The organism is Pseudomonas sp. RW3S2, assembly GCF_014268955.1.
Lineage (GTDB): Bacteria > Pseudomonadota > Gammaproteobacteria > Pseudomonadales > Pseudomonadaceae > Aquipseudomonas > Aquipseudomonas wayambapalatensis.
This window is the reverse complement of record NZ_JABWRM010000001.1, coordinates 589,110-610,273: the sequence shown is the minus strand read 5'-3', so window position 1 is coordinate 610,273 and position 21,164 is coordinate 589,110. Positions and strand designations below refer to the sequence as shown.

General features: G+C 62.5%; 17 protein-coding genes and 2 tRNA genes. 1 reads left to right on the top strand and 18 read right to left on the bottom strand.

The window, feature by feature from the left end:
- The 5 genes from HU748_RS02855 to alaS form a co-directional block, all read right to left on the bottom strand.
- A tRNA-Arg gene (locus HU748_RS02855) sits at positions 1-74 on the bottom strand.
- 107 nt (positions 75-181) lie between these two features.
- Positions 182-272, bottom strand: a tRNA-Ser gene (locus HU748_RS02850).
- A gap of 72 nt (positions 273-344) precedes the next feature.
- On the bottom strand, positions 345-533 hold the full coding sequence (gene csrA / locus HU748_RS02845) for a carbon storage regulator CsrA (RefSeq protein ID WP_043209419.1): 189 nt from the start codon (positions 531-533) through the stop codon (positions 345-347).
- Positions 534-708: 175 nt separating this feature from the next.
- Positions 709-1,944 carry an aspartate kinase gene (locus HU748_RS02840; RefSeq protein WP_054891921.1) on the bottom strand — a complete coding sequence of 412 codons (1,236 nt, stop codon included), beginning with the start codon at positions 1,942-1,944 and terminating at the stop codon, positions 709-711.
- Positions 1,945-2,028: 84 nt separating this feature from the next.
- Positions 2,029-4,653, bottom strand: a complete 2,625-nt coding sequence (alaS, locus tag HU748_RS02835; protein ID WP_186666470.1) for an alanine--tRNA ligase — start codon at positions 4,651-4,653, stop codon at positions 2,029-2,031.
- Between the two features lie 357 nt (positions 4,654-5,010).
- On the opposite strand from alaS, the gene HU748_RS02830 reads away from it, so the two are divergent.
- Positions 5,011-6,204, top strand: coding sequence for a M91 family zinc metallopeptidase (locus HU748_RS02830; protein WP_186719094.1), 1,194 nt, complete (start codon positions 5,011-5,013; stop codon positions 6,202-6,204).
- A gap of 4 nt (positions 6,205-6,208) precedes the next feature.
- On the opposite strand, the gene astE is transcribed toward HU748_RS02830, so the two are convergent.
- The 13 genes from astE to acs form a co-directional block, all read right to left on the bottom strand.
- Positions 6,209-7,216 (bottom strand): succinylglutamate desuccinylase, encoded by a 1,008-nt coding sequence (astE, locus tag HU748_RS02825; protein ID WP_186666472.1) that lies wholly within the window; start codon positions 7,214-7,216, stop codon positions 6,209-6,211.
- A gap of 11 nt (positions 7,217-7,227) precedes the next feature.
- Positions 7,228-7,518, bottom strand: a complete 291-nt coding sequence (locus HU748_RS02820; protein ID WP_186719092.1) for a topoisomerase II — start codon at positions 7,516-7,518, stop codon at positions 7,228-7,230.
- A gap of 14 nt (positions 7,519-7,532) precedes the next feature.
- Positions 7,533-8,882 carry an N-succinylarginine dihydrolase gene (gene astB / locus HU748_RS02815; protein WP_186666475.1) on the bottom strand — a complete coding sequence of 450 codons (1,350 nt, stop codon included), beginning with the start codon at positions 8,880-8,882 and terminating at the stop codon, positions 7,533-7,535.
- A gap of 22 nt (positions 8,883-8,904) precedes the next feature.
- Positions 8,905-10,371 carry a succinylglutamate-semialdehyde dehydrogenase gene (gene astD, locus HU748_RS02810; RefSeq protein ID WP_186719111.1) on the bottom strand — a complete coding sequence of 489 codons (1,467 nt, stop codon included), beginning with the start codon at positions 10,369-10,371 and terminating at the stop codon, positions 8,905-8,907.
- Positions 10,368-11,396, bottom strand: coding sequence for an arginine N-succinyltransferase (astA, locus tag HU748_RS02805; RefSeq protein ID WP_186666477.1), 1,029 nt, complete (start codon positions 11,394-11,396; stop codon positions 10,368-10,370). The genes astD and astA overlap by 4 nt, the downstream gene beginning before the upstream one ends.
- Positions 11,397-11,458: 62 nt before the next feature.
- Complete coding sequence (gene aruF / locus HU748_RS02800) at positions 11,459-12,478, bottom strand: arginine/ornithine succinyltransferase subunit alpha (protein ID WP_186666478.1); 1,020 nt, start codon at positions 12,476-12,478, stop codon at positions 11,459-11,461.
- A gap of 146 nt (positions 12,479-12,624) precedes the next feature.
- Positions 12,625-13,845: an aspartate aminotransferase family protein gene (locus HU748_RS02795; protein ID WP_186666480.1), complete on the bottom strand. Its 1,221-nt coding sequence runs from the start codon at positions 13,843-13,845 to the stop codon at positions 12,625-12,627.
- 338 nt (positions 13,846-14,183) lie between these two features.
- Positions 14,184-15,164, bottom strand: coding sequence for a transcriptional regulator ArgR (argR, locus tag HU748_RS02790; RefSeq protein WP_186666482.1), 981 nt, complete (start codon positions 15,162-15,164; stop codon positions 14,184-14,186).
- 91 nt (positions 15,165-15,255) lie between these two features.
- Positions 15,256-16,020 (bottom strand): ATP-binding cassette domain-containing protein, encoded by a 765-nt coding sequence (locus tag HU748_RS02785; protein WP_186666484.1) that lies wholly within the window; start codon positions 16,018-16,020, stop codon positions 15,256-15,258.
- 22 nt (positions 16,021-16,042) lie between these two features.
- Positions 16,043-16,741 carry an ABC transporter permease gene (locus HU748_RS02780; RefSeq protein WP_186666486.1) on the bottom strand — a complete coding sequence of 233 codons (699 nt, stop codon included), beginning with the start codon at positions 16,739-16,741 and terminating at the stop codon, positions 16,043-16,045.
- A complete protein-coding gene (locus HU748_RS02775) occupies positions 16,738-17,427 on the bottom strand; it encodes an ABC transporter permease (protein ID WP_054891934.1) in 690 nt (229 codons plus the stop codon). Before HU748_RS02775 ends, HU748_RS02780 begins: the two co-directional genes overlap by 4 nt.
- A gap of 93 nt (positions 17,428-17,520) precedes the next feature.
- The gene (locus HU748_RS02770) at positions 17,521-18,306 is read right to left on the bottom strand and encodes an ABC transporter substrate-binding protein (protein WP_186666488.1); all 786 of its coding nucleotides are present in this window, start codon (positions 18,304-18,306) and stop codon (positions 17,521-17,523) included.
- A gap of 502 nt (positions 18,307-18,808) precedes the next feature.
- Positions 18,809-20,770 (bottom strand): acetate--CoA ligase, encoded by a 1,962-nt coding sequence (gene acs, locus HU748_RS02765; RefSeq protein ID WP_186666490.1) that lies wholly within the window; start codon positions 20,768-20,770, stop codon positions 18,809-18,811.
- Positions 20,771-21,164: the final 394 nt, after the last annotated feature.

The following is a 21,164-nucleotide window of genomic DNA, read 5'->3' as shown; positions in this document are numbered from 1 at the left end:
CGGACTCAGGAGGATTCGAACCTCCGACCGCTCGGTTCGTAGCCGAGTACTCTATCCAGCTGAGCTATGAGTCCGTGTCTTGCCGCGCATTATAGTTCGCCAAATCGTTTTGCCAAGTACTTTTTCGTTTAATTTCAACGACTTAAGCGTTTTGACCGATTACAGCGCCCTACACGAAGAATGGCGGTGAAGGGGGGATTCGAACCCCCGATACCCTTATGAGGTATACTCCCTTAGCAGGGGAGCGCCTTCGGCCACTCGGCCACCTCACCGCAACACGGGGCGTATATTAACCAGACCCTTCCCCGTTTGCAAACCCTTTTTTGAAAAAAACTTCAAAAAAATTAAAGGGTTGGTTCTTCGTCCTTCTCTTTCTTGATCCGCAGGTAGATTTCCTCGCGGTGAACAGCCACTTCCTTAGGGGCACTCACACCGATTCGTACCTGGTTGCCTTTGACACCCAGGACCGTCACGGTGATCTCACCATCACCAATGATCAGGCTCTCGGCGCACCGACGAGTCAGAATCAACATAGCTTTCTCCTCACGCAGTTCATTCAGGGACAACAGTCTGTTGGAAACAGAGGGCAGCTCGGGACGAAGGCCCAGCCCTCTTTATCGGCGGTCAGGCAGGAAAGGACAGTAACCTGCATGACCGCCAGAAACGCGAAGGGCGCGGCCAGAGCCGCGCCCCCCCCAGGGCAATGCGTCACTCGCTCTGTCGAGCAGGCGCATCGAGCTCGAACGCGGTATGCAGCGCGCGTACGGCCAGCTCCAGGTACTTCTCTTCGATCACCACCGACACCTTGATCTCGGAGGTGGAGATCATCTGGATGTTGATGCTCTCCTTGGCCAGGGCCTCGAACATACGGCTGGCCACGCCCGCATGGGAGCGCATGCCGACGCCGACGATCGACACCTTGGCGATCTTGGTATCGCCGATCACTTCACGGGCACCGATTTCGCGCGCGGTGTTCTCCAGCACGCTCAGAGCCTTCTCGTACTCGTTGCGGTGCACGGTGAAGGTGAAGTCGGTGGTGTTATCGTGCGAGACGTTCTGCACGATCATGTCCACTTCGATGTTCGCGGCGCTGATCGGGCCGAGGATCTTGAAAGCAACGCCCGGGGTGTCCGGCACGCCGCGAATGGTCAGCTTGGCCTCATCACGGTTGAAGGCGATACCGGAAATGATCGGCTGTTCCATGGATTCCTCTTCATCGATGGTAATGAGGGTACCCGGACCCTCCTTGAAGCTGTGCAGCACGCGCAGCGGAACGTTGTACTTGCCGGCGAACTCCACCGAACGGATCTGCAGCACCTTGGAACCGAGGCTGGCCATTTCCAGCATCTCTTCAAAGGTGATCTTCTCCAGGCGACGGGCCTGCGGCACCACGCGTGGATCGGTGGTATAGACGCCGTCGACGTCGGTGTAGATCTGGCACTCGTCGGCACCCAGCGCTGCCGCCAGGGCAACACCGGTAGTGTCGGAGCCACCACGCCCGAGGGTGGTGATGTTGCCGTGCTCGTCGACACCCTGGAAACCTGCGACCACGACCACGGTGCCAGCCTTGAGGTCGGCGCGGATCTTCTGGTCATCGATCTGCAGGATGCGCGCCTTGTTGTGCGCGCTGTCGGTCAGGATGCGCACCTGGTTGCCGGTGTAGGACACCGCCGGCACGCCACGCTTGATCAGCGCCATGGCCAGCAGCGCGATGGTCACCTGCTCGCCGGTCGACACGATAACGTCCAGTTCACGCGGAACCAGCTGATCGGAGACCTGCTTGGCCAGGTCGATCAGGCGGTTGGTTTCCCCGCTCATGGCCGACAGCACAACCACCAGGTCATCGCCCGCCTCGCGGTGTTTCTTGACCTTGTCGGCCACCTGCTCGATCCGCTCGATGGAGCCGACGGAGGTGCCGCCAAATTTCTGTACGATCAACGCCATTTCAAAGTGCCTCAGCCCACGAAGGGCACCCAGTAAACAATCCTTCCTGACGCGCCCCGCAACAAGACTACGGGGCGCGTCATCTCAAAGCCCCTGCTCGGCGAACGGCACGGCCAGTGCCAGGGCCTGATCCAGTGCAGCGACGTCGACGCCGCCACCCTGGGCCATGTCCGGACGACCACCGCCCTTGCCGCCAACCGCCGCAGCGGCCTGTTTCATCAGGTCACCAGCCTTGAGTTGGCTGGAGAGGTCCTTGGTCACGCCGGCCACCAGCACGACCTTGCCCTCATGCTCGCTGCCCAGCAGGATCACTGCATGGCCGAGCTTGTTCTTCAACTGATCGACGAGCGCCAGCAGCGCCTTGCCATCCTGCCCATCCAGGCGAGCGGCAAGCACCTTGGCACCCTTGACCTCAACGGCCGCACTGGAGAGATCGTCCCCTGCGGCGCTGGCGGCCTTGGCCTGCAGCTGTTCGAGCTGCTTCTCCAGCTGACGGTTGCGCTCGAGCACAGCCGACAGCTTGTCGATCAGGTTGTCGCGGTTACCCTTGACCAGTTGCGCAGCTTCCTTGACCTGCTCCTCGGCAGCGTTCAGGTAGGCCAGCGCCGCAGCACCGGTGATCGCCTCGATACGACGCACACCGGAGGCTACGCCACCTTCACTGATAATCTTGAACAGGCTGATATCGCCGGTGCGCTTGGCATGAATACCCCCGCACAGCTCGACCGAGAAGTCGCCGCCCATGCTCAGCACACGCACGGTGTCGCCGTATTTCTCACCGAACAGCGCCATGGCGCCCTTGCGCTTGGCGGTCTCGATATCGGTCTCGATGGTTTCGACCGCGGAGTTCTTACGCACTTCGCGGTTGACGATGTCTTCCAGGGCCTTGATCTGCGCAGGCGTCACCGCCTCGAAGTGGCTGAAGTCGAAACGCAGGCGTTGGCTGTCGACCAGCGAGCCCTTCTGCTGGACGTGCTCGCCCAGCACTTCACGCAGTGCAGCGTGCAGCAGGTGGGTGGCGGAGTGGTTCAGCGAGGTGGCGTGCTGCACGTCGGCATCCACGCGAGCCTCGACCGGGGCACCAATCAGCAGCGCGCCGCTGGCGACCACGCCGTGGTGCAGGAAGGCACCGCCGGTCTTGGTGGTGTCGCGCACGTCGAAGCGCGCAGCCCCAGCCTGCAGGTAGCCGCTGTCACCGACCTGACCGCCAGATTCGGCATAGAACGGCGTGCGATCCAGGACGACCACGCCCTCCTCGCCTTCGCCCAGCTGATCGACCGACTGGCCATCCTTGTACAGGGCGATGATCTTGCCCTGGCCTTCGGTGGTGCTGTACCCGAGGAAATCGGTGGCGGTATCGACCTTGACCAGGCTGTTGTAGTCCATGCCGAAGGCGCTGGCCGAGCGGGCGCGCTCGCGCTGGGCGTCCATCTCGCGCTCGAAGCCGGCTTCGTCGATGGTCAGCTCACGCTCGCGGGCGATGTCGGCAGTCAGGTCCATGGGGAAGCCGTAGGTGTCGTACAGCTTGAACACCACGTCGCCCGGCACGACCTTGCCCTGCAGCTGCGACAGGTCCTGCTCGAGGATGCGCAGGCCCTGCTCGAGGGTCTTGGCGAACTGTTCTTCCTCGGTCTTGAGTACGCGCTCGATGTGCGCCTGCTGGTTCTTGAGCTCGGGGAAGGCTTCACCCATCTCGTTGACCAGTGCAGCCACGACCTTGTGGAAGAAGCTGCCCTTGGCACCAAGTTTGTTGCCGTGGCGGCAGGCGCGGCGAATGATGCGGCGCAGCACATAGCCACGGCCTTCATTGGACGGCAGTACGCCGTCGGCGATCAGGAAGCCGCAGGAACGGATGTGGTCGGCGACCACTTTCAGCGACGACTGCTCTTCGTTGCGGCAACCGATGGCCTGGGCCGCGGCGTCGAGCAGGCTCTGGAACAGATCGATCTCGTAGTTCGAGTGCACGTGCTGCATGACCGCACTGATGCGCTCAAGGCCCATGCCGGTGTCCACCGACGGGGCGGGCAGCGGGTGCAGGACGCCGTCGGCAGTGCGATTGAACTGCATGAAGACGTTGTTCCAGATCTCGATGTAGCGGTCGCCGTCTTCTTCCGGCGAGCCGGGCGGGCCACCCCAGATGTCGGCGCCGTGGTCGTAGAATATCTCGGTGCACGGACCGCAAGGACCGGTATCGCCCATGGTCCAGAAGTTGTCGGAAGCGTACGGAGCACCCTTGTTGTCACCGATGCGCACCATGCGCTCGGCCGGCACGCCGACTTCCTTGGTCCAGATGTCGTAGGCTTCGTCGTCGGTGGCGTAGACGGTGACCCAGAGCTTTTCCTTGGGCAGGTTCAGCCACTTGTCGGAGGTCAGGAAGGTCCAGGCGAAGGTGATCGCGTCGCGCTTGAAGTAGTCACCGAAGCTGAAGTTGCCCAGCATTTCGAAAAAGGTGTGGTGACGCGCGGTGTAGCCGACGTTTTCCAGGTCGTTGTGCTTGCCACCGGCGCGCACGCACTTCTGGCTGCTGACAGCGCGGGTGTAGGCACGCTTTTCGGCACCCAGGAAGCAGTCCTTGAACTGGTTCATGCCTGCGTTGGTGAACAGCAGGGTTGGGTCGTTGTTCGGGATCAGCGAACTGGAGGCGACTCGGGTATGTCCCTGCTCTTCGAAGAAGCGAAGGAAGGCTTCACGGATTTCTGCGCTTTTCATAGGTTCTTCCACGGAAACGGCGGCCGTTTGGGCTAACGCGTCGGATCGACGAAACGACGGCAAAGGGCCGCATTATATCGGTCCTGCAATCGAGGTGCAGTGTGTTTATGCGATGGAAACCGGCAATCGGACAGTTTTTCCGTTGCGAACGGGCAAAAACGACATGAGCGGATGCTAAATCGCGGCTTTCGTCACTGACAAGCCAATTACCGCCCAGAGGAAGGGAAAAGGGAATAGGCGGCAAATTAAATCCCCTTCATCCGCCTTCTCATGCTGATTATTCAGGCGGTACATGAGTACCACTGGAACCACCGAACCAACGCCAGAATGCAATCTCCCCCATGAAAGGAGACGCCCATGGCGCCCGAAGACCTGAAGATCCACACCCCTTCCGGCCTTGTGCTGACACAACGACTGCCATACAGAAGCGGCCCACTGGCGATCAGTCGCCATGACCACACGCTGCTGATCGAAGCACTGGCCCCAGACACCGAACTGTCGGTTCATCCAAGCCCCGAAGGCATCGTGCTGCGCATCGAAGGCGCCCGCTATACGCTGGCACTGGCAAAAACAGAGATGCTGCATATCCGCACCGGCGCCGGTGACGACAACGTATTTGTCGAATCCACCCTCGACAGCCGCATCGTGATAGAGACCGGCGATGGCAACGACAGCATCCGGATCGAGGGCCAATTGCCTCCTGACGGCCAGCCCCTGAATGCCGGCTCGGTGCTCATTGATGCCGGGGCAGGCGATGACCACATCGTGGTAGAGGGGGTCCGGCAAGCGGAAATCGATGGCGGCAAGGGCAACGACGCCCTGCACAGCGCCGCCGCCCACAGCACGCTGTATGCTGGCGCTGGCGACGATGTCATCAGGGTCAACGCGGGCAATGCGACCATCGAGGCCTTCGCCGGACATAATCGCCTGTCAACAGGGCCACTGGACGATCGACTCTACGGCAACGCCACCAGCATTCTCGTCGAGGAGGGTTTCAACGCACCACTGCTCTACGAGGCATACGCTGCAGAGCTACCAGCGGAATACCTCGAAACCTTCGATATCCAGGGTGATCCCGCGTACACCGACAAAGTCAGGCGCCAACTGGTGATGCTACGGGCCAGCCCGAGTGCCTCGGTGCTTCTGGAACAGTTGGTGGCGCACAAGGTGAAAGTCGTCATTACGCCGACATCAGCGATGGACAATGCTTATGCTCGATTTGATCCTGCCCAAGGGGACCCGACAATCCGAAACGGCGCACGAGGCGACCGCATCCTGAACTGCGAAGTCGGCTACAACCCGCTAGCCTCCAGGCTCGATGCACCCTCGCTGGTGATGCTCTACCATGAGCTCTGTCACGTCTGGAACTTCGCGACCGGAAGCGTAAACGACAACATCGAACGCTTGGCTGTCGGACTAGAGAACCCAGGTTCCTTGTTCGATTTCGACGACGACCCAAGGACCCCTGACACCGACACCAATCCTGCGCCGTTCAACGAAAATGCCTTGCGACACGAACTGGGCCTAGCACCGAGACTGACCTACCCCTGAACACCTATCCCAGGCGCTGCCCGGAATCCGGCACGATCAGGATCCCTGCCCGCAAACCGTTCCTGACCTTTGGGTTGGGGAAAATGATACGTGCCCCCTCCTCTTCCACGATCCAACGTGTTTCGGCCAGGTCCTCGGCCAGCAGATAGCCCTTGCTCAGCTCGGAAAAGTTCTCGATATCCGCCGGCAGGTGCAGGTGGAAGCTGTCGCTGTGCTTGATGATTTCCCGGGCGACACTGAAGAGCTTCAGGCCATCGAGGCTCTGCTCGGTCTCAGGTTCGGTATGCTCGATCAACTGCACCAGGCGCGTCTCGAGCTTGTCGAGGTTGACCTGCTCGTTCTGCCCGAACGGACGGGCCTTGCCCAACTCCAGGGTGAAGGCTTCGGCGTCGAGCTGCTCATAGGTAAAGGCGCTGAAGGTGATCGACGACTTGCTCTGCAGCAGCACAGCTTCCATGCCGGCGGCCGCCAGGCGCGCCAGCTCGCGCCGTGAGTGCTTGCGCCCTTCCTTGAACGGGTACAGGGCGAACTGCTCGATCTTCGAACCACGAATGGCCGTGTGCAGGTCGTAATGCAGGCGAGTGCGCTCGGGCTTGCTGAAAAACACCCGGGCAAACTGTTCGAGTTCCGCGGCGCGCAGCGCCTCGAAACCACTGGAAAGCTCATGCCGACCGTTGAACAGGCGATTGATGTCCTGCTCGATGAAGCGCTCGCCCTTGCGTATCGCCGCTGGATTGCCGAACAGGAACAACACCCGGGCACGCGGCTTGATCTTGCCGTTGGCCACACCATGCAGTAGCCGCTCGAGCAACTCGATCGGCGCGGTCTCGTTGCCATGGATGCCGGCCGACAACAACAGGTCGAGCCCACAATCCTCGCTCTCGGCCGGACGCACTTCCAGCGCGCCCTCCCCCAACCAGCGCAAACGCACGCCCTTGGGGGTCACTTGGGTCTTCTCGGCCGGTTCGTGATCGGTCAGGGTCAGCTCAAGCAGTTTGCCGAGGGCGAGCATAGGGTATTTCCTTAGTGGTGGTGACCGCAGTCCGGACCGTGCACGTGATCGTCGTCTTCGCCGACCTCGGCAGGCTCCATCTCCAGTTGCAGGCTGACCAGGTTGGTGGCCATCGGGCGCAGCAGCAGGTTGGCGTACTCGGTATCGCCTTCCTCGACATCGACACCGATCAGCAGTTGACCGCAGCCATCCTGCTGAATCCAGACCTCCTTGCCTTGCCAGACCACCGCAAAGCGGGTGCAGGAGGTTTCCAGCTGGGTGCCGTCTTCATCTTCCAGGATCAGGCGCAGGGCGTCGGACATTGCAATTCTCTCTATCAAGGTTGGCGTTGGAACGGATAGACCGAACCCAACTTCAGGATCTGGGTCAACTCATCCAGTGCCGTACGGCATTCGTCCAGCAACTGCGGGTCGGCAAGGTCAGCTTCGCCCAGGCGGTCGCGGTAGTGCTTGTCGACCCACTGCACCAAGGTGTCGTACAGCGGGGCGGTCATGATAACGCCTTGGTTGACCGCCGCCAGTTCCGTTTCCTTCAGGGCCACGCGCAAGCGCAGGCAGGCAGGGCCACCGCCGTTCTGCATGCTCTGCTTGAGGTCGAACACCTTGACCTCCTTCACCACGCCCTGCTGGCCGGTCAGCTGGTTCAGGTAACTCCACACCCGCTCGTTGTTGCGGCACTCTTCAGGCACCACCAGCAGCATGGAGCCGTCGTCACGCGACAGCAACTGGCTGTTGAACAGGTACGAACGCACTGCGTCTTCCACCGTCACGGCCGAACGCGGCACGCGGATGGCCTGGAAGTTGCCGCCCTTTGCAGCCAGTTTAGCTTGCAGCTGGCCAAGCACCGTGTCGGTCTCGAGGAAGGCGTCCTCGTGGTAGAACAGCACCTCGCCGTTGCCTACCGAAATCACGTCGTTATGGAACACACCCTGGTCGATCACCGCCGGATTCTGTTGAGCGTAGACCACGCCCTGCTCGCCCAGGCCATGCAACCGGGCTACAGCCTGGGAGGCCTCGAGGGTCTGGCGCGCCGGATACTTCTGTGGCGCCGGGTAGCGCGCATCGAAGGCGCTGCGGCCATAGACGAAGAACTCCACGCCCGACTCGCCGTACGCACGGCAGAAACGCGTATGGTTGGCCGCACCCTCGTCGCCGAACTGGGCCACCGCCGGCAGCGCCTCATGATGGGCGAAATGCTGCTCGTCAGCGAACATCGCCGCCAGCACACGGCTGGTGGTCGGGTGTTCGATGCTGCGGTGGTACTTGCAGTTGAGGTTGGCTGCAGTGAAATGCACCCGGCCGTCTGCCGTGTCGGCGCTGGGGCTGACGGTGGCGGCGTTGGCCACCCACATGCTCGAGGCCGAGCAACTGGCGACCAGCAGTGGCATGGCCTCCTTGGCGGCGCGACGGATCACTTCGCCGTCGCTGCCGGTGAAGCCCAGGCGGCGCAGGGCAGCCACATCCGGTCGTTCCTGCGGGGCCAGCACGCCTTGCTTGAAGCCCATCTCCATCAGGGCTTTCATTTTCGCCAGGCCCTGGCGCGCCGCTTCTCGCGGATTGGAGCACTGCTGGCTATTGCTCTGCGAGGCCACGTTGCCGTACGAGAGGCCGCCGTAGTTGTGGGTTGGCCCCACCAGGCCATCAAAATTCACTTCATAGGATTTCATCGGCTAGCTCCGAGACCTGTTGTTATAGGGTGACGCCCGGCGTCAGGGTCGCCGGCAGGGCAAGGCTGGCGGTCTCCAGCGAAGCCACAGGATAGGCGCAGTAGTCCGCCGCGTAATAGGCACTGGCCCGATGGTTGCCGCTGGCCCCCACGCCACCGAACGGTGCGCTGCTGGCGGCGCCGGTGAGTTGCTTGTTCCAGTTGACGATACCGGCGCGGCTGCGCAGCCAGAAGTACTGGTAACGGGCGCGCGAGTCGGACAGCAGCCCGGCTGCCAGGCCGTACTGGGTGTTATTGGCCTCATCGATCGCGGCGTCGAAGTCGCTGTAGCGAATCACCTGCAGCAGTGGGCCGAAGAACTCTTCGTCGGGCCGGTCGGCAACTGCCGTCACATCGAGGATGCCCGGCGTCAACAAGGCCGCACCGGCCTTTGGCTGGGTCATTTCCAGCAGCGCCTGCGCGCCCTTGGCCTGCAGTTCGGATTGCGCCGCCAGCAAGGCAGCGGCAGCCTGCAGCGAAATCACCGAACCCATGAACGGCGCTGGTTGCTGATCGAAGGCGCCGACACTGATGCTGCGACTGACCTCGACCAGGCGCGCAAGCAGCTTGTCACCCCAGGCGCCGTGCGGCACCAGCAGGCGGCGGGCACAGGTGCATCGCTGCCCGGCCGAAATGAACGCTGACTGGATGATGGTGTAGACCGCGGCGTCCAGGTCTTTGACCTCATCGACCACCAGCGGATTGTTGCCGCCCATTTCCAGCGCCAGGATCTTGTCCGGGCGACCGGCGAACTGCTGGTGCAGCAGGTTGCCGGTGCGGCTGGAGCCGGTGAAGAACAGCCCATCGATACCCGGGTTGGCCGCCAGCGCCACGCCGGTTTCGCGCGCGCCCTGCACCAGGTTGAGCACACCGCTCGGCAATCCGGCGGCGATCCAGCACTTGACCGTCAGCTCGGCGACCTTGGGGGTCAGTTCGCTGGGCTTGAACACCACGCAGTTGCCCGCCAGCAATGCCGGCACGATATGACCGTTAGGCAGGTGGCCGGGGAAGTTGTATGGGCCGAACACTGCCACCACACCATGCGGCTTGTGGCGCAGCACGGCGGTCGCGTCCGCCAGCGGGCCGCTCTTCTCACCGGTGCGCTCGCGGTAGCTCTGCACCGAGATCGCCACTTTGTTGACCATGCTGGTGACTTCGGTGGCCGACTCCCACAAGGGCTTGCCGGTTTCCTCACCGATGCAGCGGGCCAGTTCCTCGGCGTTGGCCTTGAGCTGGTCGGCAAAGCCTTCTAGTACGGCGATGCGCGCCTCCAGGCTCAGTTGCGCCCAGGCCGGGAAGGCCTTGCGCGCCGCCTGCACAGCAGCGTCGACCTGAGCAGGCGCCGCGCCCTGCCCTTGCCAGACCACGGCCTGGCTGACCGGGTCAAGCGATTGCAGGGCGTCACCCTGGCCGGCCTGCCAGTTTCCGGCGATGTAATGCGTGGTCATTATTGGGCCTCCCGAGGTGCAGTCAGCGGCACGGCGCGAACGTTATCGCCAACGCCCAGGCGCAGGCGCTTGGCAGTCTGCGGATCGACGACCAATGTCCCGGCCGCCAGGCGCGCGGGCGCTGCGGTGATGCGGCAGTCTTCGCGCTTGCGGTTGTGGATGATGTAAGGCGTGGCGTCGTCACCCGGCGTACCGACCGCCAGTACCAGGGTCTCACTCTCGCGCACGGCGCGGATCTTCGCGGTCTCGCATTCGATCGCCGGGCCGGCATCGAAGATGTCGACGTAGCCTTGATAGTTGAAGCCCTCGCGCTTGAGCATCGCCAGCGCAGGCTCGGTGTCGGTGTGCACACGCCCGATGACACTGCGCGCAGCCTCCGACAGGAAGCAGGTGTACAGCGGGAACTTGGGCATCAGCTCGGCAATGAACGACTTGTTGCCCACGCCGGTGAGGTAGTCGGCCTGGCTGAATTCCATCTTGAAGAAGTGACGGCCCAGGCTTTCCCAGAACGGCGAACGACCGGCAGCGTCGGACATGCCACGCATCTCGGCGATGATCTTCTTGCCGAACAGGTCAGGGAATTCAGCGATGAACAGCATGCGCGACTTCGACAGCAGGTGCCCATTGCGCCCGCTGCGGTAGTCACTGCGCAGGAACAGCGAGCACAGCTCGGAGTTGCCGGTCAGGTCGTTGGCCAGGAACAGGGTCGGGATCTCGCGGTAGATGTTCAGCTCTTGCGAAGCGCTGACCGTCAGACCGACCCGATAGTTGTACCAAGGCTCGCGCAAACCGACGGCGCCGGCGATGGCGCTGATGCCGACCACCAGGCCTTCGTCGTTCTCCAGCACGAACAGGTAGTCGGTGTCGCCGCGCTCGGCTTCGCCACTGAAGCTCTTCTCGGCCCAGCCGACACGGCGGGCCAGTCGCTCCTCGTTGGCAGGAAGCGTGGTCAGCCCGGTGGTACCGGTGCTGCGGGCCAATTCGATCAGCGCAGGTAAATCGCTGCTGCGTACAGGACGAACGATCATGCTATCTCCTTGTGCGGCGGCCTCTGCCTGCCGCGAATCGCGCTTGCCAGCTTCGCGCAGGCTCAGGCGGCAACCAGACGGACGCTGCCACCTTCACCGACGCCCAGGGCGTCGGCAGCTTCATTGCTCAGTGCCACCGGCTTGCCCGGCACCCAGTCCAGCTCCAGCAGCACGGCGCGGTAGTCCTGCAACTGGCCGTTGCACACCAGGTAGGGGCGGCCGCCTTTGACTGGCGTATCGTCAAGCCTGACCGGCGCCACGCGGCTCTGGGCAATCGAGCGGATCGCCGAGGTGCGGGCATGCAGGGTCGGACCACCGTCGAAGATGTCGATGTAGTGCTCGGTCTCGAAGCCCTCGCGCATCAGGATGTCGAAGGTGATCTGCGCGCGCGGGTGCACCTGGCCCATGGCTTCCTGGGCTTCGTCGTGCAGCAGGGGCACATAGATCGGGTAGTGCGGCATCAGCTCGGCGAGGAAGGTCCGGCTCTTCAGCCCGCACAGGCGCTCGGCGTCGGCGTAGTTGAGGTCGAAGAAGTTGCGCCCGATGGCGTCCCAGAACGGCGACTCGCCCTGATCGTCGCTGTAGCCGACGATCTCGGTCACCACCGAGTCGGCAAAACGCTCGGGATGCGAGGCCATGAACAGCAGGCGACCGCGCGAATTGAGCTCGGCCCAGCCGCTGTTCACCAGTTCGGGCAATACGTAGAAGCTGGTCAGCAGGCTGTTGCCGGTCAGGTCGTGGCACAGCGACAGGACATGGATCTTGTTGTGGATCTTCAGCTCGCGCGAGGCGTGCACGAAGGTTTCGTTGCGAAAGCTGTAGAACGGCTCGGAATAGCCGGCCGAGGCGACGATGGCCGAACAGCCGGCGAGCTTGCCGGAGGTGCTGTCTTCAAGCACGAAGAAATAGCTCTCCTCTCCGTTGAAGCTCACCTCGGCAGCGAAGGAGGTTTCCGAGGCGGCGATCTTGTCGCCCAGGCGGCCCGCGTCATCGGGCAGCGAGGTGACACCAATGGGGCTGTCGGCAGCCATGCGCTGCACTTCATTCAGATCCGCCATTTGCGCGGGGCGCATCACCAGCATGGTGTCACTCCTTTGGAATACGGGCCGACCCGGTCGGCACGGAAGAACGGCGGGCACACCCTTGCTTGCACAAGCAGGCACCCGCACTGGAATTCAGGTATCGCCGGCGCAGTACGAGCCGCCCCGGCGATGGGACCGCAGGGCGATCAGCCCTGGGTCAGCTTGGCCACAGCGCGCTCGAAGCGGCTCAGGCCCTCATCGATATCAGCGTCCTCGACCACCAGGCTCGGCGCGAAGCGCACGACGTCAGGACCGGCCTGCAGCACCATCACGCCTTCTTTCTCGGCGGCATTGAGGATGTCCTTGGCTTTGCCCTTCCAGGCCTCGCTCAGCACACAGCCGATCAGCAGGCCGACGCCACGCACCTGGGTGAACAGACCGGTGTCCTGGCCGATCTTTTCCAGGCGGGTCTTGAAACGCGCGTGCTTGGTCTTGATGCCTGCCAGCGTCTCAGGGGTGTTGATCACGTCCAGCACCGCACAGGCGACGGCGCAGCCCAGCGGGTTGCCGCCATAGGTGGTGCCGTGGGTGCCAACGGCCAGGTGCTTGGCCAGCTCGGTGGTGGTCAGCATGGCACCGATCGGGAAGCCGCCGCCCAGGCTCTTGGCGCTGGTCAGGATATCCGGGGTCACGCCGTAGTGCTGGTAGGCGTACAGCGAACCGGTACGGCCGACGCCGGTCTGCACTTCATCGAAGATCAGCAGGGCGTTGTGCTCGTCGCACAGTTTGCGCGCGCCTTCCAGGTAGGCCTTGTCGGCCGGAACCACGCCGCTCTCGCCCTGGATCGGCTCGATCACCACGGCGCAGGTCTTGTCGGAGATCTGTGCCTTCAGCGCTTCCAGGTCGTTGTACGGGACATGGCTGATGCCGGTGATCTTCGGCCCGAAACCGTCGGAGTACTTGGGCTGGCCACCGACGCTGACGGTGAACAGGGTGCGACCGTGGAAGCTGTTCACGGTGGCGATGATTTCGTGCTTTTCCGGGCCGAAGCGGTCATGGGCGACGCGCCGGGCGAGCTTGAAGGCGGCCTCGTTGGCTTCGGCGCCGGAGTTGCAGAAGAAGGCACGGTCGGCAAAGGTGGCGTCGACCAGCTTGTGGGCCAGGCGCAGGGCCGGCTCGTTGGTGAAGACGTTGGACACATGCCACAGGGTGTTGGCCTGTTCGGTCAGTGCCTTGACCAGCGCCGGGTGGCAATGACCCAGGGCGTTCACCGCGATGCCGCCGGCGAAGTCGATGAGCTCGCGGCCCGACTGGTCCCAGACGCGGGAGCCCTCGCCTCGAACAGGAATGAAGGCCGCCGGGGAGTAGTTGGGAACCATGACCTGGTCGAAATCGGCACGTTGCACCGGGGCTTGCTCAACGGACATCTGAGTCTCCTGAAGAGGAACGCTGGCCTGAAAGTGGCGAGCGATGGGGGGATTGTAAGGACTGATCGGCGCCTGTCCTTGCTGCCAGGCGACAACTTGTTACAGCGCCAACCCCTGTTTTACCTGGGTTTTCGGCAATGCGACAAACAGTGTCGCAATCGCGCAGTGTAACGGGCGGGCGGGGTGGCGGGGAGAGGGGCGGGGAAATTGAGAGAACGGGTGTTCACAGGAGAGGGAGGCGCCTGCGGCGGCCCTATCGCGGGATCAGCCCGCTCCCACAGCTACCCCGCCGAACTCAGAATCAGCGGGGCAGCTATGGGAGCGGACTCGCCCCGACCTCACCCGCGCTCGGCCGGCGCCGAACTCAACTCGAACGGGCTGCTGCTGCGCCGCTGGTTGCGGTCTTCCCGCGGCGTGGCGCCGAAGAAGTTGCGGTAGGCGCTTGAGAAATGCGGCCCGGAGGAGAACCCGCACGACAAGCCGATCTGGATGATCGACTTGCTGGTCTGCATCAGCATCTGCCGCGCCTTGTTCAACCGCAGCTCCAGGTAGTACTGGCTGGGCACGCGATTGAGGTACTGCTTGAAGATCCGCTCCAACTGCCGGCGCGAGACACAGACATGCTGGGCGATCTCGTCGGTGGTCAGCGGCTCCTCGATGTTGGCCTCCATCAGCAGCACGGCCTGGGTCAGCTTGGGGTGGCTGGAGCCCAGGCGATTCTGCAACGGGATACGTTGACGCTCACCACCTTCGCGAATGCGCTCGACCACCAGCTCCTCGGACACCGCCCCGGCCAGCTCCGCGCCATGGTCACGGGCCAGCACCGCCAGCAGCAGGTCGGTCACCGCCATGCCGCCACAGGCGGTCAGACGATCGCGATCCCAGTCGAACAGATGACTGGTGGCGATGACCTTGGGGAAACGCTCCGCAAAGTCGTCCTGCCAGCGCCAGTGCACCGCGGCCCGGTAACCATCGAGCAGGCCCAGCAAGGCCAGCGGGTACACGCCCGCCGACAAACCACCGATCATGCAGCCACTGCGGGCCAGGTGCTTGAGCGCCGCCGACAGCGCCGAACCCACCGCCAGCGGCGGCTCGTCAGCAAGCAGCAGGAGCTTCTGGAAGCCCTCCAGGCGCCCGTTCCAGGGCTCGCCCGGCAAGCGCCAGGCGCCCTCCTCGGCTGGCTCGGCCTGCAGGTACGCCAGCTCGTAAACCACATCAGGATGCACCCGCTGGGCCACCTGCAGCACTTCCTCGGCCAGGGCCAGGGTCAGCGGCTTGGTGCCGGGCCAGATAAGAAATCCGATTCGCTGGGTGGTCATAGGCTAGGTCCGAAACCTGAAGTCGAGTGAGGCACGGGTCATGCCGCGCTCGCTGCGCAGCATGCCCTATTCTGGTGCAGGAATGCAGCCTTTACTTCAGGCTGCCGGAGAGAAACTGCTTGAGACGCTCGGATTGCGGATTGACCAGCACCTCACGCGGATTGCCCCGCTCCTCGACCACCCCCTTGTGCAGGAACACCAGCTGGTTGGACACCTCGCGGGCAAAGCCCATCTCGTGGGTGACCACCACCATGGTACGGCCTTCCTGGGCCAGCGACTGCATGACCTTGAGCACATCGCCCACCAGTTCAGGATCGAGCGCCGAGGTCGGCTCGTCGAACAGCATCACCTCGGGCTCCATGGCCAGGGCGCGAGCGATCGCCACGCGCTGCTGCTCACCGCCTGACATGTGCCCGGGGAAAGCATCCTTGCGATGCGCCACACCCACCTTGGCCAGGTAGTGCTCGGCCTTTTCCAGCGCCTCCTTCTTGCTCATGCCCAGCACATGCACCGGCGCCTCGATGATGTTCTCGAGTGCGGTCATGTGCGCCCACAGGTTGAAATGCTGGAACACCATCGACAGGCGCGAGCGCATGCGCTGCAGCTGCCTGGGGTCGGCGGCCTTGAGCGCGCCGTCCTTGCCGGCGACCAGCTTGAGCTCCTCGTTGTTGAGAAGGATCTTGCCGGCATGCGGCTGTTCGAGCAGGTTGATGCAACGCAGGAAGGTGGATTTGCCCGAACCGCTCGAGCCGATGATGCTGATCACATCGCCTGCCTTGGCTTCGAGCGAGACGCCCTTGAGCACCTCGTGGCTGCCGTAGCGCTTGTGCAGGTCTTGGACTTGGAGTTTGTACATGCTGTCGATTCTCACAGAGCGGTCAGTGCTTGCGCGGCGCCAGGTAGCTGAGCCAGCGACGTTCGGCCATCTTGAACAGGCGCACGAGGATGAAGGTCAGGCACAGGTAGAACACGCCCGCCGTGATGTAGGCCTCGAAAGGCAGGTAGTACTGGGCGTTGACCGTGCGCGCAGCACCGGTGATGTCGATCAGGGTGACGATCGACGCCAGGCTGGTGGTCTGCAGCATCATGATCACTTCGTTGCTGTACTGCGGCAGCGCCCGGCGCAGGGCCGAAGGCAACAGGATGCGGCGGTACATCTTGAAGCGCGACATGCCCATGGCCTTGGCCGCCTCGATCTCGCCATGAGGCGTGGCCTTGAGGCTGCCGGCAATGATTTCGGCGGTGTAGGCGCTAGTGTTGATGGCGAACGCCAGGCAGGCGCAGAAGGTCGCACTCGACAGCCACGGCCAGAAGATGCTCTCGCGCACCGCCTCGAACTGGGCCAGGCCATAGTAGATCAGGAACAGTTGCACCAGCATCGGCGTGCCGCGGATCACGTAGGTGTAGAGCCATGCGGTCATGTTTACCAGCGGCTGCTTCGACACCCGCATCAACCCCAGCGGGATGGCCGCCAGCAGGCCGAAGAACAGCGACAGCGCCAGCAGCTTGAGGGTGGTCAGCAAACCGCCGATGTACAGCGGCATGGCCTCCCAGATGACGTTGTAGTCGAAGATCATAGTTCAGCCGCCTTTACGCCCACCGAGTAGCGCTTCTCGAGATACTTCAACGCCAGCAGCGAGACGCTGGTCAGCACCAGGTACAGCGCCGCCACCGCAAGGAAGAAGGTGAAGGGTTCGCGGGTGGCATCCGCCGCCTGCTTGGCCTTGAACATCATGTCCTGCAGGCCGACCACGGAAATCAGCGCAGTGGCCTTGGTCAGCACCAGCCAGTTGTTGGTGAAGCCCGGAATGGCCAGGCGGATCATCTGCGGCACCATGATGCGGAAGAATACCTGCCGGCTGCTCATGCCATAGGCCGCACCAGCTTCGGCCTGCCCCTTTGGAATGCCGAGGAAGGCGCCGCGGAAGGTTTCCGACAGATACGCGCCAAAGATGAAGCCCAGTGTGCCGATACCGGCGATCATCGGGTTCAGGTCGATGTAGTCATCGTAGCCGACCAGTGGCGCGACCCGGTTGATGATGTCCTGGCCGCCGTAGAAGATCAGCAGGATGAGCACCAGGTCCGGAATGCCACGGATCACCGTGGAGTACAGGTCGCCCAGCCAGGCCAGCCAGCGCACCGGCGACAGCCGCAAGGCCACGCCGATCAGGCCGAGAACGATGGCCAGGGCCATCGACGACAGGGCGAGCTGCAACGTCAGCCACGCCCCCTCGAGGATGACTGCCCCGTAGCCTTTCAACATGATTGGGATTCCTCAGGACTTGGGAATGAAAAAAATGGTGCAAACCTCAGAGATTCTGCTGTTTGCACCATTGCACAGGTGAAACTCGACGATTTAGTTCGACTCGGGGCCGTAGATGTCGAAGTTGAAGTACTTGGCCTCGATCTGCTTGTACTTGCCATTGGCGCGGATGGCGTCGATGGCAGCGTTGATGCGATCGGCGTTGGCCTTGTCGCCCTTGCGCACGGCAATGCCGACGCCGTCACCGAAGTACTTCACGTCGGTGAAGGACGGACCGACGAAGGCAAAGCCCTTGCCGGCGTCGGTTTTCAGGAAGCCGTCTTCGAGCAGGGTAGCATCGGCCACGGTGCCATCGAGGCGACCTGCGGCGACATCCAGGTAGATTTCGTTCTGGGTGCCGTAAGGCACGACAGTGGCGCCCTTGGGTGCCAGCACTTCCTTGGCGAAACGGTCGTGGATAGAGCCGCGCTGCACGCCGATCTTCTTGCCCTTGAGCTCGTCGAGGCTGTCGCTGACGGTGATACCTTCCTTCATTACCAGGCGCGCCGGGGTGAGGTAGTAGCGCTTGGTGAAGTCGACGGACTTCTTGCGATCATCGGTGATCGACATCGACGACAGGATGGCGTCGATCTTGCGCACTTTCAGCGCCGGGATCAGGCCATCGAACTCCTGCTCGACCCAGGTGCACTTGGCTTTCATCTCTTCGCACAGGGCGTTGCCGATGTCGTAGTCGAAACCAGCGATGCTGCCATCAGGCTGCTTGAAGGCGAAGGGTGGGTAGGCGGCTTCGATACCGATCTTCAACGGCTTCTCGTCGGCCTGCGAGACCAGGGAAAACACAGACAGCGCCAGGGCGCCAAGCAGTGCAAGCTTCTTCATCAGGTAACTCCATCGGTACGGGGCAATACCCGGCAGGGACACGATTGCCGGATATGCGAATGAGTACAACGCGAGCCGCGCAGGGTTCGACCAAGGTCGCAGACCACGAGCGAGTGAGTGGCATTTTAACGACAGCCCGGTAGTCGATATTTCTTCAAAGCGACAACTACGTACAGAAGCGCCTGAAGCTGCGGGCGGCGATATTGACAGCTCTTGCGAAACATGCAAGCGCAAAAGGAAAACAACCTTTAGACGAAGCAATAAGCGGGCCTATTATTGGCAAAGCCTTGTAATCCGGCAAGTGCAGGGTGCAAGGCTGCAAGAAATGGCTACAAGAACGCACTCCGAAGGCACAGAAATGTTTCCTCTGGCCCCGTTTCAGTGCAATCACGGTGACAGCAGCGGGTTACCGATGAATGTCGGGTAACAGAATGCAAAAACCCCGCCGGTATACGGCGGGGTTTGCTTGAGCAGAGCCTGTGGGTTTACCCCGCGAGAGTCATCACGCCGTCGCCAGGCTCATGGCCTTGTGCGTGTCGATCAGGTGCTGCACCACACCCGGGTCGGCCAGGGTGGAGATATCCCCCAGCGCATCGTACTCACCCGTGGCGATCTTGCGCAGGATACGCCGCATGATCTTGCCCGAGCGGGTCTTGGGCAAGCCCGGCGCCCACTGGATGACATCCGGCGAGGCGATCGGGCCGATTTCCTTGCGCACCCAGTTCTTCAGCTCGAGGCGCAATTGCTCGCTGGACTCCTCGCCTGCATTGAGGGTGACGTAGACATAGATGCCCTGCCCCTTGATGTCGTGCGGCACACCCACCACCGCGGCTTCGGCAACCTTCGAATGGGCGACCATCGCGCTCTCGATCTCGGCAGTCCCCATGCGGTGGCCGGAAACGTTGAGCACATCGTCTACCCGACCAGTGATCCAGTAGTAGCCATCTTCGTCGCGGCGCGCACCGTCACCGGTGAAATACATGCCACGGAAGGTCTTGAAGTAGGTGTCGACGAAGCGATCGTGATCGCCATACAGCGAACGCGACTGCCCCGGCCAGGAATCGAGGATCACCAGGTTGCCCTCGGCCGCGCCATCGATCAGGTTGCCCAGGTTGTCCACCAGTGCCGGCACCACACCGAAGAACGGACGGGTCGCCGAGCCCGGCTTGAGGCCGGTGGCGCCCGGCAGCGGGCTGATCAGGATGCCGCCGGTCTCGGTCTGCCACCAGGTGTCGACGATCGGGCAGCGCTCCTTGCCGACGGTCTTGTAGTACCAGTTCCAGGCTTCAGGGTTGATCGGCTCGCCCACCGAACCCAGCAGGCGCAGGCTCGAGCCATCGGCACCGGCGACCGCCGCCTGACCTTCGGCCATCATCGCGCGGATGGCAGTCGGCGCGGTGTAGAGGATGTTGACCTTGTGCTTGTCGACGATCTTCGACACGCGGGTGATGTCCGGGTAATTTGGCACACCCTCGAACAGCAGTGTGGTCGCGCCATTGGCCAGCGGGCCATAGACGATATAGCTGTGACCGGTGACCCAACCCACGTCGGCGGTGCACCAGTAGACCTCGCCCTGGCGGTAGTCGAATACGCGCTCGTGGGTGAGCGCGGCATAGACCAGATAGCCACCCGTGGTGTGCAGCACGCCCTTGGGCTTGCCGGTGGAACCGGAGGTATAGAGGATGAACAGTGCTTCCTCGGCCCCCATCTCCTTGGGCGCGCAATGGCTGGAGGCGACCTTCATCAGGTCTTCGTACCAGATGTCGCGGTGCTGGTGCCAGGCGATGTCACCACCGGTGCGCTTGCACACGATGATCTTCTGCACGCTGTTGGTTTCCGGATTGGTCAGCGCCAGGTCAACGTTGGCCTTGAGTGGCGTGCGGCGGCCACCACGCAGCCCCTCGTCGGCGGTGATGACGACCTTGGACTTGCAGTCGATGATGCGCCCGGCCAGGGCTTCGGGAGAGAAACCACCAAACACCACGGAGTGGATAGCACCAATACGGGCACAGGCCAGCATCGCCACCACGGCTTCCGGGATCATCGGCATGTAGATGGTGACCACATCACCACGGTGTACGTCCTGGCCACGCAGGGCGTTGGCGAACTTGCAGACCTGCTCGTGCAGCTCGCGGTAGGTGATGTTGCGGTGTTCGGAAGGGTCATCGCCTTCCCAGATGATCGCCAGCTGGTCGCCGCGCTCTGCGAGGTGGCGGTCCAGGCAGTTGTAGGAAACGTTCAGAGTGCCGTCGGCGAACCACTTGATATCGACATGGTGGTCGTCGAACGAGGTCTGCTTGACCTTGGTGAAGGGCTTGATCCAGTCCAGGCGCTGGGCCTGCTCACGCCAGAAGCCATCCGGGTTGATCACCGACTGCTGGTACATGGCCTTGTAGGTGGCCTCGTCGGTCAGGGTGTTTGCCGCAACCTCGGGACGAACGGGATACAGTGGAGCCGCACTCATCTGTGTTACCTCGGTGTAATAGTTGTTTTTGTATGAGACGGTTTTAACTGTACCAGAGCGGCCATGACCATTCGACGTTGGTAGTAACGAACAGCATGCGCCACGGCGAAATTTCATCGAGGCGCTCTAGCATGCGGTGCATAAGGCCATCACTGACGAATCCGGTACGTTCGTACCGATGATTGTTACCGATTCTGTCAAAAGCCCGAAAAACTTTATCAAAACCGGGTCTTTTTCAATTCAAGGTGCACTCCTAGAATTCACCTCGCCAGCAACGGCAAGGCGATTAACTTCTTGTAACAGCCCCCACGAAGGCACGTTAATCCCGCTCTAATTCGACAGTAAGACTCTGGATGTACTCGCGGCACCACAAGTGCCGCGTGCCCCCTCACGA

Excerpts from the sequence above, each read along its gene's own strand:
- astA (WP_186666477.1), bottom strand. The coding sequence starts at position 11,396 with ATGATCGTTCGTCCTGTACGCAGCAGCGATTTACCTGCGCTGATCGAA.
- HU748_RS02795 (WP_186666480.1), bottom strand. The coding sequence starts at position 13,845 with ATGTCCGTTGAGCAAGCCCCGGTGCAACGTGCCGATTTCGACCAGGTC.
- acs (WP_186666490.1), bottom strand. The coding sequence starts at position 20,770 with ATGAGTGCGGCTCCACTGTATCCCGTTCGTCCCGAGGTTGCGGCAAAC.
- HU748_RS02820 (WP_186719092.1), bottom strand. The coding sequence starts at position 7,518 with ATGTCCGACGCCCTGCGCCTGATCCTGGAAGATGAAGACGGCACCCAG.
- HU748_RS02775 (WP_054891934.1), bottom strand. The coding sequence starts at position 17,427 with ATGTTGAAAGGCTACGGGGCAGTCATCCTCGAGGGGGCGTGGCTGACG.
- HU748_RS02840 (WP_054891921.1), bottom strand. The coding sequence starts at position 1,944 with ATGGCGTTGATCGTACAGAAATTTGGCGGCACCTCCGTCGGCTCCATC.
- astE (WP_186666472.1), bottom strand. The coding sequence starts at position 7,216 with ATGCTCGCCCTCGGCAAACTGCTTGAGCTGACCCTGACCGATCACGAA.
- astB (WP_186666475.1), bottom strand. The coding sequence starts at position 8,882 with ATGAAATCCTATGAAGTGAATTTTGATGGCCTGGTGGGGCCAACCCAC.
- HU748_RS02780 (WP_186666486.1), bottom strand. The coding sequence starts at position 16,741 with ATGATCTTCGACTACAACGTCATCTGGGAGGCCATGCCGCTGTACATC.
- HU748_RS02785 (WP_186666484.1), bottom strand. The coding sequence starts at position 16,020 with ATGTACAAACTCCAAGTCCAAGACCTGCACAAGCGCTACGGCAGCCAC.
- HU748_RS02830 (WP_186719094.1), top strand. The coding sequence starts at position 5,011 with ATGGCGCCCGAAGACCTGAAGATCCACACCCCTTCCGGCCTTGTGCTG.
- alaS (WP_186666470.1), bottom strand. The coding sequence starts at position 4,653 with ATGAAAAGCGCAGAAATCCGTGAAGCCTTCCTTCGCTTCTTCGAAGAG.
- argR (WP_186666482.1), bottom strand. The coding sequence starts at position 15,164 with ATGACCACCCAGCGAATCGGATTTCTTATCTGGCCCGGCACCAAGCCG.
- csrA (WP_043209419.1), bottom strand. The coding sequence starts at position 533 with ATGTTGATTCTGACTCGTCGGTGCGCCGAGAGCCTGATCATTGGTGAT.
- aruF (WP_186666478.1), bottom strand. The coding sequence starts at position 12,478 with ATGCTGGTGATGCGCCCCGCGCAAATGGCGGATCTGAATGAAGTGCAG.
- HU748_RS02770 (WP_186666488.1), bottom strand. The coding sequence starts at position 18,306 with ATGAAGAAGCTTGCACTGCTTGGCGCCCTGGCGCTGTCTGTGTTTTCC.